The organism is Thiorhodococcus minor (assembly GCF_010820565.1).
Classification (GTDB): domain Bacteria; phylum Pseudomonadota; class Gammaproteobacteria; order Chromatiales; family Chromatiaceae; genus Thiorhodococcus; species Thiorhodococcus minor.
The window spans coordinates 14,336-27,806 of the sequence record NZ_JAAIJQ010000047.1; the positions used below are offsets into that span (position 1 = coordinate 14,336).

The following is a 13,471-nucleotide window of genomic DNA, read 5'->3' on the forward strand; positions in this document are numbered from 1 at the left end:
AACAATCAAAGCGTTAGGCTCGCCGCCATGTTGGGCTTCGTACCTCAGCCCAACCTACGCAGAATCTCTTCACAGTCTCTCTCGCTCGTCCACCCGACCTGTCCAACTGACGATCAAGGCCCAAAGCTCTAAGCTGGCTGCTGGCGGCTCTTTCTAGGATGGTGGACCCGAAATCGGCAACTCGAGCCGCAGCGGCGTAAAGGGGCGAAGACGGCGCTCGCCCCGAGACCCCGCAGCTCCCGGCCGAGCTACCCGAGCGCGCGCAGACGGCTTCTATCCAGCTCCGCCGCTTCGGCGGGCATGGCGAAGAAAAACCCTTGCGCCGCGTCACAGCCCGCGCGGCGCAGGAAATCCAGCTGCGCCTGTGTTTCGACACCTTGGGCCACCACGCGCATCCCCAGGCCACGGCCGAGGTCGATGATGGTGCTGACGAGGAGATCGCTCGCCTCCTCGCAGCCGATCTCCTCGACGAAGGTTCGGTCCAGCTTCAAGGTGTCGATCGGCAGGTGCTTCAGTAGACCCAGGGAGGAATAGCCGGTACCGAAGTGATCGATGGCGACACCCAGCCCATGTCGCCTCAGGGTGTTGAGCGTGTCGATCAAACGCGGATCGCGAGCGAGCAGCAGGCTCTCCGTGATCTCCAGCTCGACGCTGCGTGGCGGCAGGGCGGCAGCCAGGTCTCGCAAGCGCTCGACGAGGCCGTGGTCGCTGAATTGACAATCGGCGAGGTTCAAGGACACGGACGGCGTCCAGCCCTCGGCCGACCAGAGGGCGATCTGGCGCTCGAGCGCTTCGATCACCCAGGTGCCGATCGGCAAGATGAGTCCGGATTCCTCGGCCACCGGAATGAAGGCGGCGGGCTCGAGCAGTCCGCGCTCGGGGTGCTCCCAGCGCAACAGGGCCTCGAGCGACTGAGCCGCGCCGGACGCGATATCCACGATCGGCTGGAAATGGAGCCTGAGCTCGTCGCGCTCCAGCGCCTGGCGCAGACCCGCCTCGATGTCCAGGCGGCGCGAGGCGAGCTCGCCCATCGACGCGGTGAAGAAGCAGAAGGTGTTGCGGCCCGCGAGCTTGGCCGCATAGAGGGCGGTGTCGGCATGCTTGAGCAAGGCCTCCGGCACATCGCCGTCCTGAGGACTGAGCGCGATCCCGATCGAGACCGTGCACACGATGATGCGCTCCGAGCAATGGAAGGGCGCGCGGAAGCGCTCGACGATATGCTCGGCGACCCGCTCCGCCAGCCGCTCCGCGCCCCGTCCCTTGAGGATCACGGTCAGCTCGTCGCCGCCCAGGCGCGCCACGGTATTCGCAATCGTACCGCCGCGCCCATTGGAGCCAGAGGTCGCATCATCCACCGCCAGCTGCAGCCGTCGCGCGGCCTGGCGCAGCAGCTCGTCGCCCACGCCGTGCCCCAGGGAGTCGTTGATGCGCTTGAACTGATCGAGATCCAGATAGAGCAGCGCGACCCTGTCCTCGCGGCGCCGAGCCGTCTTCAGGGCTGCGGCAAGGTCCTGATTGAATTGCTGGCGATTCGCCAGTCCGGTGAGACTGTCCTGATAGGCCAGCTGATGGATGACGCGCTGCCGGCGTCGGCGCTCGGTCATGTCGCGCAGCAGCAGGATCACCTGCTCGGCATCGACGGCGATCAGCCTTGCGTCGAACGTCAGCGGCTCGCCCTGAGCGTCCGACAGCTCAAGCTCGAGCTCGCGCACGCCGTGCTCTGACACCGTGGTCTCGAGCTCGCGCTGGATGAGCGAGCAAATCGCCTCGGGCAGCAGATCGCAGAGCTTCCCGACCTGGGCGTCGGCCCGCACGCCCAGCTTCTCGAGGGCGCCGCCGAGCTTGTGCTGCAGCACCTTGCCCTCGGCGTCCAGCCGCATCAGCGCATCCGGGATGGCGGCAATTAGGGCACTGTTGCGCGCCTCGCTGCGGTGCAGTGCATCGAGCGTCGCATGTCCCCGCAGCATATAGCGAATCCGATGGGTCAAGAGGCCCCAATTGACGGGCTTGGCGTAGAAGTCGGTGGCACCCGACGCATAGGCGCACTCGATGGCCGTGGTGTCCTCCAGGCCGGTCATCATCAAGATCGGCGTCAGCTCCAGGCCGGGGAGCCTACGCAGGCGGCGGCAGGTCTCATAGCCGTTCATGTCGGGCATCATGACGTCGAGCAGCACCAGGTCTGGGCGCTGAAAACGCGATGTTTCGATGGCGCCGTGGCCGTCACGCGCGCCCGCGAAGCGCAGCCCGGCCCGCTCGAGCGCGGCCTGCGCCACCGAGAGGATGGTCGGATTGTCGTCGACGACCAGGATCAAGGGACGCTGGCGCGCATCGCCACCGCTGTCCGCCTCGCCGCTCAGGGCGAGGCCGGCGCTCAGGGCATTGGCGCCCCCCTGCTCGACGGCCGCGGCGATTGGCCGGCCTTCCGCCCCATCCGCGCGCTCCGCCTCGTCGAGCAGCGCCTGCACGGCCCGGCGCGTCTCGCCGTCGATCGCGTCCAGGCGATCGACGACATGGCTCGGCGGAAAATAGGTGCAGCCTGCGCTCGAGAACTGCTCGAGGCGCCCGCACAGCGTGCTCAGACGTGCCGCGCCCAGGATGCGGGCGGCGGAGCGGAGCGAATGCGCGGATTCGGTAACGCCTTGCGGCCGCCCCTCTTCCAGACCCTCGCGGATCTTGGCGACCAAGCCGGCCGAGGAATCGAGGAAACTGCGGGCCAGGCGCGCGATGAGCGCATCCTCGCCCGAGGGATTGAGGTCCCTCACCTCATTCAAGGCGGAGGGCTCGAGCACGGCGAAGCTGTCCAGATCATCGAGCCTCAGCGTCTCGACCGGGGGCGGCCTGCCCAGATCGGACAAGCGGTCCAGCTCGGCCTCGACGGGCGTGGTCATGCGTGCCAGATGCCCCAGCGCGCGCTCCCGGGACCAGCGCAGCAAGGTGGCCCGCAGCGCGGTCAAGGAGACCGGCTTCGTCAGATAGTCGTCCATACCCGCGGCCTGGCAGCGCTCCCGGTCGCCCTCCATGGCATGCGCCGTCAGGGCGATGATGGGCAGTGGCCGCCGCGACCTGCCGGACTCATTCAGCCGGATTCGGCGCGTCGCCTCGTAGCCATCCATCACGGGCATCTTGCAATCCATGAGGATCAGGTCGAATGACTCCGCGGCCAAGGCCTCGGTCGCGGCCTGGCCGTCGTAGACCGCCCGGGATTTACAGCCCAAGACCTCAAGCATGGCGCCGACCGTGTCCTGGTTCGCGGCGTTGTCGTCGGCCACCAGCACGCACAGCCCCAGGGCCTGCCGATCCTCGTCCCCGGCCGGCATTCCGGATTCCGCGTCGAGCGCATCCGGCACCTGCCGGCCGCTCAGCCGCAGCAGAGCGGCGAGGAGCTGCGCCTGACGCACCGGCTTGGTCAGCGAGACGTCGACACCGAGCGCGGCGACTTCTTCCATCGCCCAGCCGGGCCGCGCGGGCGCGAGGTAGAGAAGCGATGGTCGCTGGGTCTTCGAGCCCATCGCCGAGCTCACCGACTGGATGCCAGGGAGCTCCGAATCCAGGATGACGGCGTCCAGAACGGACCCATCGCCGCCAGGGGCTTCCATGGTCGCGAGCACAGCATCCGCGTCAGCACAGACGGCGACTTGCGCGCCGGCGCGGCCGAGACGATCCGCCATGATCTGGCTGGAAAGCGGCTGCGGCGCCGCCAGCAGCACCCGCAGCCCCGCGAGCGAGCGCTTTCCCTCCCCCGAGGGCGGAGGCCACTGGGAGACTGCGACGGGGAGCGATACCCAAAGGCTCATGCCGCGCTCTCCGCGCATGTCGAGCCCGGCCTCCCCTCCCATCAGGCCAACAATCGCCTTGGCGATTCCCAGCCCGGGCGCCGTACCGTCCGCGAGCGGCTCCGCCGCCTCGGGCTTGCGCGCAAAGCACTCGAGCGCTTCGTCGCGAATCGCCGCCAGCACGTCGACTTGGGTCGCGAGGGTCTCCAGGCGGATCCGCGCGCGCTCGCCCTCGCGCGACTGCGCCACAGCGCGCACCACCAGCTCACCGCCTTGGACCCGCTGCAGCATGGCCCCGAGCAGACTGGCCAGCGCATGGCCAAGCCGTGCGCGATCGACGCGCACGCGCACCGGGAGATCCGAGGCCAAGTCCGCGGTCAAGGCGACGCCCTTGGCATGGGCACGCCGCGCGAAGAGATCCAGGACCTCCTCGATACGCTCGCGCAGGTCGATCTCGGAGTCCTCGAGCTGCAAGTCGCCGGAATCCATACGCGCCATATCGAGCATTTCGCTCAGCACCGTCTGCAGCGCGTGTCCGGAGCGCTCCAAGGTGTCGACGAAGCGGCGCTGCTCGGCGGTCAGCTCCGAGCCCAGCAGCACCTCGCTCGTGCCCAGCATGCTATTGAGCTGCGTATGGATCTCATGGCTGAAATCGGCGAGGAGGCTCACCTGAGTGGAGTGCGTCTGACGCCCTGACGGCGCGGATGCCGCAGCGCCTCCTTCATGCCCCGGCGCATCGCCTTCAGGCGTCTCGGCAGGCGGGGCAGGTGCGTCGGGCGCGGCGGCAGGCGCATCGCCGGCCTCGACCGCTTGCCGCACGCGCTCGACGAGGCGCCGCTGCAGAACCCTGGCAAGCAGCCAGCCGGAGCCGACGGCGAGCAGCAGCGCGCCGAGCCCAAGCATCGAGCGGAGGAGCGGCGTCAGACCGGGCAGAAAGACCATAATCAGTGACGACGCAGCGACCAGAAGCGTCGCCAGTGCGCTCAAGCGTCTGATTCGACTCAGCTCAGCGTCGACGATGGCAGGTGAAAAGCTTTTCATCTTGAGCGGCACCAAGGATTTTCCCTAATTCCATCGGGTGATCCCACCCGATCTCATGCCGGACGCACGCCTCCGGTCGGGAAGCCGCACCGACCCCCATCCGCGGACCTGGGCAAACCGGGGCAGACTCATGAGTCCAAGCCCCGCTGGAAGACAGGCGGAGCAGTGAGCTGACGGGAGCCATCCCCTGCAGCGGCACGCGGCGCCCAACGCCGCAGGGCATCGACCAGCTCCACCAGCTTGAGCGGCTTGCTGAGGTAGTCGTCCATGCCCGCGGCCAGGGCGCGCTCCCGATCTCCCCGCATGGCATGCGCGGTCAAGGCGATGATGGGGAGATGGCCGCCCTCGCGGCGCTCCCGCGCACGCACCTGCCGAGTGGTCTCATAGCCATCCATCGCGGGCATCTGACAATCCATGAGAATCACGTCCGGCGTCCGTGTCTCCAGGATGTCCAGCAAGGCCGTGCCGTCAGCACACAGGACCGCACGACACCCGAGCGCGGTCAGCATGCTCTCGACCACCTCTTGGTTGACCGCGTTGTCTTCGGCAACAAAGACATCCAGCCCCAAACGGGGGAGCTGATGGGGCTGAGCGCCCGCCTCCCCCATGGCCGTGCCGGACACTCTTCGACGGCTTTCGGAGATCATAGCACCCAGGCAGCCTGACAGCTCGCGCGACCCGATGGGCGTCCTCAGCACGCGAAGATGACCCCAAGCCTGATCCACCCCGTTGCCGCCATCCTGTGGCCCCAGGACGAGCGCCACCCAGGATTCCGCGATGAGGTCGGCGAGCACTCGGCCCGCAGGCCCTTCGAGCGGAGGCAGCTGCGCCGCGTCCACGATGATGATCTCGAAGCCCTGCCCCGCCGAGCCCCGCGTCAAGGCAACCGTCAAGGCGTCGCGCAGGTCGCGCTCGCAGACGACATCGGCCCCCCAGGCCCCGAGCGAGCGTCTCAGATCCTCCCGCGCCCGGTCGTCGTCCGTGATCGCAAGCGCCCTGAGATCCGCCAGATAGAGATCGGGCTCGAGCACCGACTCGGCCTGCTTGTCGAGCAGGAGCTCGAAGCGGAACACCGAGCCCTGGCCAAGCGTGCTCTCGACCTCGATGCTCCCGCCCATCAGCTCGACCAGCTGCCGGCAGATACTCAGCCCGAGACCGGTTCCTCCGTAGCGCCGCGAGGTCGAGGAATCCGCTTGGTTGAAGCGATCGAAGATGCGGTCGCGAGCTTCGGGCGTGAGCCCAATGCCTGTGTCCGCAACCTCGATCCGCGCCCGCATGGTGGTCGCGGTCTCGGCAAGCCAGGAGAGACGTAGCTGAACGCTGCCGCGCTCGGTGAACTTGACGGCGTTCGAGAGGAGGTTGGTCAGCACTTGCTGGAGCCGGCCTGGGTCCCCGCGCACGCGACTCGGGAAGCCAGCCGGAATCAGCGTCCGAAAGCTCAGCCGTTTCGCGCGCGCACTCTCCGCAAGCAAGTCCATGGTCCGCTCGACCACCTCGCAGAGATCGAAATCCAGCTGCTCGAGCTCCAGACGCCCCGCCTCGATCTTGGAGAAATCCAAGATGTCGTTGATGATCGCGAGCAGAGACTCGGCCGACACCTGAATGGTCTGGGTGAAGTGTCGCTGCCGATCGTCGAGATGGGTGCCTTGCAGCAGCTCGGCCATGCCGAGGATGCCATTCATCGGGGTCCGAATCTCATGACTCATGGACGCGAGGAATTGCGACTTGGCTTGGCTACCCGCCTCCGCGGCATCGCGCGCCTTGCGCAGCTCCACGTCCCGCAGCTCGACCTGCTCGAGCATGGTGTCGAACGCGCACATCAAGGCGCCGAGCTCGTCGCGCTGCCGCGCGTCGAGACGAAACGAGAAATCCTGCTGCGCGGCGGTGCGCTCCATCACCTCGGCGATGTCGCGGATCGGCCCTGAAATGAGGCGATGCAGACGCGCGGCGAGGAGCAGCGCGATGCCCGCGCCGACGATGAAGACCAGCACGGCGAGGAGTACCTGGTAGAGGACGCGCCGGCCGAGCTCCGTGGTGTCGTACTGGATGTCGAGGTAGCCGAGCCTCTTGTCGTCGACGACGACGCTCATGGCGAGATCCAGATAGCCGTCCCTGAAGGTCAGCCTGCCGGAGCGCTCCGCCAGCTCGCCGCTCAGCAAGTCCTCCCACTCGGCGCGCTCGTCATCGGCGACGCGCGCGATCCAGGGGCGGTGCTGGGGGCGAGGACTTTCGTAGTCGGCGAACAAGACCCTTTCCGACGTGCGCAGCTGAATACTGATCACGTCCTCCTCACTGCCCAGCGCCGCCAGGATCTCCTCGGCCGCCTCGGGATCCTTGAAGGCCAGAGGCGCCGCGACATTGATGCTGGCAACCCTGGAGAGGGCGCCCACACGCTCGACCAGCGCGGCATGCATGGCGCGGATGTCGAGGAAGGCCACCAGCGCAACAGAAATACCCAGGACGACGCCGGTCACCAGCATCACTACGCCGATGACCTTCCAGCGGATCGACAGATCCCGAAAATGCGGCATCGACCTCTACCGTCCCGAGCCGCTAGAGACCAGAATCGCGAGCCGCAGCAGCTTCGAGCTGATGCAGATTCCCTCGCGCTCCGCCATCGCGCGGTTGATGACCGCGCGCAGCTTCCCACCCTTGCGTACGAGCGCGATCATGCCGCCAGCTCTCGCAAAGGCCTCGGAGTCACCGATCGTCAGCACCGGCGCCCCCTTGACCGCACTCAGGACCTGATGGCCTTTGTAAGCAAAGGAGCCGTCCAGGTAGAGGATGTGACAGCGGCGCCAAGCGGCGGGATCGTCGGCGGCGACCAGACGCGGCCGACGCTGGTCCACGGTCTCGTCAGCAAGCACGTCCGCTAGACTATCGCTCAGCACCTGGCTTCCCACCACGCAGTAGCGGAACTGGCTCGAAACGGACTCGAACGCCTCATCAGGCCACTTGATGAACATGGGAAAATTGAGGAGGAAAACGGCACGCAGGTCGGCCTCGGAATAGGTCTGGGCGCAGACAGCGCACAATGGATGGAAAACGGCGAAAAGCAACAGACCGACGAGCATCGAGCGCCGCCGACCGACGCCCCCCCTGAGCCAGGCGCAGGGCAGGAGCGCGGCTTCCCGCCGGCAAAGGCTTGGTAGAATCGACCTCATCATCCTGAAGAGACCCGCTCGCTCCCTGTCTCCCACCATGGCCGCCCACCGGACCGCGCTCCCGATTGATCCAAAGCGCCGACACACGGCTGCCGGTGCGCCGCTCGCCAGCAGGCTCGAAAGACCAGGCCCCCGGCCCTAGCCGGAATCGGCCATCAGCGCGTCACGCAGTCCGGCTCGACCAGGGGAGTCGATCTCCCCGAGCGCCTCTGCCCGCGAGCGCCAGCGGCCTCAAAACTCCCATTTTGCCTGAACCATGAGGCTACGCTCGACCTGCGTATAGACCAGCCCTTCCGGCTCCGAATTGCCACCGAACTTGGAGAATTCCGGATGGGCGTCGTCGAGCAAATTCTTGCCGACCAAGCTGAGCTCGAAATCCGGCCGCACCTGCCAGCCGAGTCTGATGTCGAGCCGCAGGTAGGCTGGCGTATTGAAGTTCACCAGCTCATCGACGTAATAGAGATTGGCGTCCAGCTCCAAGTCTGGGCGCAGATCCAGCCAAGAGCGCAAGCTCGCTTGATGACGCGGGGCTGAGTCATCGCTGGCCAAACTGAGAATCGAAGTTCCTGAAACAGGGTCATCCGTGCCCAGCTCCATACGCAGCCAGCTGTAGGCGAGCTTCAACCGCCAGATCGAGGTCACATGCCAATTGCTGGCGAGCTCGGCCCCATAGCCTTCGCCATGGCCCACGTTTGCCGAGACGGTCAACCGACCATTCTGACTCGTCTCATAGCCCTGGAGCTGATCATAGTCGTTGAAGAAGAGGGTGAGATCGAACGAGAAGCGCTCGGTCGGGCGCATCCGCAGCCCGACTTCGTAGGCGGTCAGCCGCTCCGATTCGAGATCCGGATTGCCGGAGACCAGGATCACGCCGGCATCGATGTAGGAATCGCTGTTGAATCGCGAGGTAATGCGCACCGCACGCGAGACGCCCGCCCAGAGCGTCGTGCTCGGCGTGGCATTCCAAAGCATCCGGATGTTCGGCTGCACCTCCCAGCCCGTATAGTCGTTGTGCTCGACCTTGGCCCCGAGGATGAGGTGAAAGTCGTCCCCCAGCGGGCTGAAATCGTCTTGGATGAAGGCGCTCCAGGTGGAATCGTCGCGGCTCCGGGGGTCGAATTCCAGCGCGGAGCCGGAGGTGACGGAGAGATCGTCCCGCGTCAGGCGATAGCCGGCGCCCCAGACCAGGAGATGTTTCTCGGCAAAAGGGAAATACTGCTGAAAATCCACATCGAAGATGTCACGCACTTCGGTCAAGGTCCAATTGGCACGGTGCGTCTGGTCGTAATAGACCTTGAGCTCCGTGGCCGCGTCCAGGCCCTGCTGGCGGATCCACCGCGCGAGCAGGCTCCCGCCCGAGCTATCGGTCTCCGTTTCGGTCGTGGCTCCGCGGCGGCTGACGGTGGCGCCGGCATTGCCCCAATAGCCATTGCCCTGCAGGGTGAGACCGTCCCTCGCCGTGAGCTCGAGGTCGGCACGAAAGCCCAGGCGTCCGTCGCGCCAGTCGTCCGCGGCGTCCTCGCCGGTCATGGTCAGGCTAGAGTCGCGATCGAAGCCCTTGGCATAGAGTCGCAAGGACTTGCCCTCGCCCAGACTGCGACCATAGCGCACAGCGCCCAGGATCCGCTCTTCCGTGCCAACGACCAGCTTGGCCAGACCGCCCTCGGTCTCATGGGACGAGCGAGTAATGATGTTGACGACGCCATTGACCGCGTTGGAGCCCCAGAGCGTCGCGCCTGACCCGCGGATGACCTCGATACGCTCGATGTCATCCAGCACCGTGTCCTGAGCATCCCAATAGACGCCCGAATAGAGCGGCGTATAGAGCGTTCGCCCGTCCATTTGCACCAGCAGCTTGGAGGCATGGCGCCCGTTGAAGCCGCGCGCCGAGATCGCCCACTTATTGGCATCGAGCTGAGCCACCTGCAGGCCAGGCACCATGCGCAGCAGCTCGGGAATCTTGGTCGCGCCAGAGCGACGGATGTCCTCGCGGGAGATCACGAACAGGGCCGCAGCGGCATCGGCATATTTCTCAGGCCGGCGCGCCGCGGAGGTCACGGGCACCTCCATGAGCTCCTGAATGCTCATCTCCTTGAGGTCCGACACCGCTGGAGCGGACGACCCGGCCTCGGCCCAATTCGAGGCGCAGGGAAACAACGCGGCCAGCACGAGCGCATTGGCTCGAGCGCGCGAGGCAGGGGCCACATGGACGTCAAGACGTCCCAGGCGTCCGATCACCACAGCCGCCTCCTCAAAGCGGCGCACGCGCGAGCCCCGTCATTCGTTGTCATTCGCCAGGACTGGATGCAATCGACATTCGCAGTCCAGGCATCCGTTGCAGCCAGAGCCGCACGGCACGAAGCTAGATCGAAGGAGGGTATCGCTCTCTGCATCTAGTCTCTCCCGGGTAGCCTTCTGACAATTAAAACACCGCTCGATATCGGGTTAAATTACGCCGGCAAGGTGAATAAGTCGAACACCACTGGCGGAAGACGCTGTTGGGCGGATAGCATGGCGGCTCGCGGAGACGACTGCTGTGGCAATGTCGCCGGGCACGAGGCTCGGACGTGCCGCCAGCCATCCAAGGCTTCATGCGCAGACAAGGCTTTGGAGGAGCCCACAGATGACGGATACCTGCATTCGGCGTTTGACCGGGCGTGCCATGACCCCCTTCCTGGAGGACCTGGCACGGCTCCGCATCGCCGTGTTCCGCGAGTGGCCCTATCTCTACGACGGGGACATGGATTACGAGAAGACCTACCTCGAGACCTATAGCCGGTCCCCGGATAGCCTCTTCGTCCTGGCCTTCGGCGGCGACCGCGTCATCGGGGCCTCCACAGGCGTGCCCATGGTCGACGAGACGGACGACTTCAAGAGACCCTTCGAGAAGCAAGGCTACGACCCCCAACGGATCTTCTATTTCGGCGAGTCCGTTCTGCTGCCCGAGTACCGCGGATGCGGGCTCGGGGTCCGCTTCTTCGCGGAGCGCGAGACCTTTGCGCGCGCCCTCGACCGCTTCGACTGGACCTGCTTCTGCGCCGTCGAGCGGCCCGCGAATCATCCGCGCCGCCCGCCGGAATACGTCCCGCTCGACAGCTTCTGGAGACGGCGCGGATATGAGAAGCACCCCGAGCTGACAACCACCTACACTTGGAAGGACCTCGACGAGGCCGACCAGAGCCCGAAGCCGATGACCTTCTGGCTCAAGGCTCTGGCCACGGCGGACGCCAAGACCTGAGCCCAGGCTCGCGTCGGGGAGACGGATCACCCCGCGACCAGACCGGCCCCAAGAAGCCAGCGCGCAGGCCGCGCCCCCTGCCCTTACAGCCCCTGACCAACACGGAGAGAAGCGCCATGCACCATCACGAATCCCGCACGCTCGAGCATTGGACGGCCGTCGCCCTGAGCGGCCTACTCGCCATCGCACTCGCGGGCTGCGGCGAGGACCAGCCACCCAGCCCGGAGCAGACGGAAGGACCGGCCGAGCGGATGGGTAAACAGCTCGATGCGGCGATGGAGAAGGCCGGCGAGCAAGCCGAGGCCGCGATGAGCCAGGCGAGCGAGCGGATCGATGCCTCGATGCAGCAGGCCGGCGAGAACATCGACACGACCCTGCAGGACGCCAAGGCAGGACTCGCAACAGCCGCCGACGAGGCCGCGCGGCGCCTGGAGGCGACGAGTCAAAGCCTGGAAGAGACGACCGAGGAGCAGCCGGCGGGAGATTGACGGCATCGCCTGGGGGCGCCGCCCCCAGGGATCGAGCGCCTGAGCCGAGCTGCAAGCGCAGCGGGCAGCCCGCGAAATCCAGCGACTTCAGACCCCTGACCGCATCCACTCAGCGCCGCCGCGTCCCGCCTCCCAGGAGCGACCCCATGATGCCACGCACGAGCTGGCGCCCGATCTGGGTCCCGAGCGAGCGCATGGCGCTGGTCGCGAAGGCCTCGATGGGGCTCTGGCGGCTGCTGGAGCGCCCCCTGCTCTGGCGCCGCGGCTTGGGCTGAGGCGGCGAGCTGTTGGGGCCGCCCAGGTCATCGGAGATGTCAGGAATCTCGGGCGCGGCGCTGGCCGCTGCCGCCTGCTTGGCGCGCTCTTCCAGGATCTCGTAAGCGGAGACACGGTCCACCGCGTCATCATAGACACCGCTGACGAGCGACTGCTGCATGACCGCCGCGCGCTCCGCGGCTGTGATGGGGCCGAGGCGGCTTCCGGGCGGGGCGACCAGGACGCGCTGGACCATGCCCGGGATGCCGTCCTCGTCCAGGGTCGAGACCAGCGCCTCGCCAACCCCCAAGGCCGTAATCACCGTCTCGGTGTCGAGCCCCGGATTCTGCCGGAAGGTCTCGGCCGCCACGCGCACCGCCTTTTGGTCTCTTGGCGTATAGGCCCTGAGCGCGTGCTGAACGCGGTTCCCGAGCTGCCCCAGCACCTCCTCCGGAACATCGAGCGGGTTTTGGGTAACGAAGTAGACGCCGACGCCCTTGGAGCGGATGAGGCGCACCACCTTTTCGATCTTGTCGAGCAAGACCTTGGGCGCGTCGTCGAACAGCAGATGGGCCTCGTCGAAGAAGAGCACCATCTTGGGCTTGTCCGGGTCGCCGACCTCGGGCAGCTCCTCGAACAGCTCGGAGAGCAGCCAAAGTAGGAAGGTGGAATAGAGCGCCGGGGTGTGGATCAGCTTGTCGGCGGCCAGCACATTGATGTAGCCGTGCCCCCGCTCGTCCGTCTGCATCATGTCTTGCAGCGCCAGCGCGGGCTCGCCGAAGAGACGCTCGCCGCCCTGCTGCTCCAGCGCCAGCAGCCGGCGCAGGATGGCGCCGACGCTCGCCCTGGAGACATTGCCGTAACGGGTCTGCAGACTGCTGGCGTTGTCGGCGACGTACGAGAGCAAGGCCCGCAGATCCTTGAGATCCAGCAGCAGCCAGCCATTTTCGTCCGCCACGTGGAAGACGATGTTGATGACCCCCTCTTGCACCTCGTTGAGATTCAGCAGGCGCGACAGCAACATGGGACCTAGCTCGCTCAAGGTGGTGCGCACCGGATGGCCCTGCTCGGCGAGGATGTCCCAGAACATGACGGGACTGGCCGCGTAGCCGAAGCCTTCCGCCTGCTCGAGCCCCATCTGGGCGGCGCGCTCGGCGACGCGCGCATTGCCGCCGCCGGGCTGGCTGATGCCCGAGAGGTCGCCCTTGATGTCGGCGAGAAAGACGGGCACGCCCATGCGGCTGAATTGCTCGGTCAGACGCTGCAGGGTCACCGTTTTGCCCGTCCCGGTCGCCCCGGCGACCAGGCCATGACGGTTGGCCATGCGCCCGAGGATGGAGACGGCCAGGTCAGCCTGCTTGCCGACGAGGATGGAAGTTGTCATTGACAGCACTCCGTGTAGATCTGGTAACTCGTATCCGGCCGCGAGTATACCCGTCGCCCTTCGCACTCGGCCCGTGAAGCGCGCGCCGGTTCGCGCGGCGCTAACCGAGTCCCCTATTCCGATTCCAA

The 13,471-nt window shown here is 66.5% G+C and carries 7 protein-coding genes; 2 read left to right on the forward strand and 5 right to left on the reverse strand.

Annotation, left to right across the window (positions count from 1 at the left end; all coding sequences use genetic code 11):
- Positions 1 to 248: 248 nt before the first annotated feature.
- From G3446_RS15705 to G3446_RS15720, 4 genes are all read right to left on the reverse strand, one after another.
- Positions 249 to 4,814 (reverse strand): EAL domain-containing protein, encoded by a 4,566-nt coding sequence (locus tag G3446_RS15705; protein WP_164453778.1) that lies wholly within the window; start codon positions 4,812 to 4,814, stop codon positions 249 to 251.
- A gap of 128 nt (positions 4,815 to 4,942) precedes the next feature.
- A complete protein-coding gene (locus G3446_RS15710) occupies positions 4,943 to 7,345 on the reverse strand; it encodes an ATP-binding protein (RefSeq protein WP_164453779.1) in 2,403 nt (800 codons plus the stop codon).
- 6 nt (positions 7,346 to 7,351) lie between these two features.
- Positions 7,352 to 7,888: a YfiR family protein gene (locus G3446_RS15715; RefSeq protein ID WP_164453780.1), complete on the reverse strand. Its 537-nt coding sequence runs from the start codon at positions 7,886 to 7,888 to the stop codon at positions 7,352 to 7,354.
- Between the two features lie 321 nt (positions 7,889 to 8,209).
- Positions 8,210 to 10,216: a TOL_0244 family TonB-dependent receptor gene (locus tag G3446_RS15720; protein ID WP_164453781.1), complete on the reverse strand. Its 2,007-nt coding sequence runs from the start codon at positions 10,214 to 10,216 to the stop codon at positions 8,210 to 8,212.
- Between the two features lie 385 nt (positions 10,217 to 10,601).
- Between G3446_RS15720 and G3446_RS15725 the strand changes: the two genes are divergently transcribed.
- Together G3446_RS15725 and G3446_RS27650 are read left to right on the forward strand one after the other, a co-directional pair.
- On the forward strand, positions 10,602 to 11,216 hold the full coding sequence (locus tag G3446_RS15725) for a GNAT family N-acetyltransferase (RefSeq protein ID WP_164453782.1): 615 nt from the start codon (positions 10,602 to 10,604) through the stop codon (positions 11,214 to 11,216).
- Between the two features lie 116 nt (positions 11,217 to 11,332).
- The gene (locus tag G3446_RS27650; protein ID WP_209262457.1) at positions 11,333 to 11,704 is read left to right on the forward strand and encodes a hypothetical protein; all 372 of its coding nucleotides are present in this window, start codon (positions 11,333 to 11,335) and stop codon (positions 11,702 to 11,704) included.
- Positions 11,705 to 11,813: 109 nt separating this feature from the next.
- Here G3446_RS27650 and G3446_RS15735 read toward each other — a convergent pair whose 3' ends face one another.
- Positions 11,814 to 13,343 (reverse strand): helicase HerA-like domain-containing protein, encoded by a 1,530-nt coding sequence (locus G3446_RS15735; RefSeq protein ID WP_164453783.1) that lies wholly within the window; start codon positions 13,341 to 13,343, stop codon positions 11,814 to 11,816.
- Positions 13,344 to 13,471: the final 128 nt, after the last annotated feature.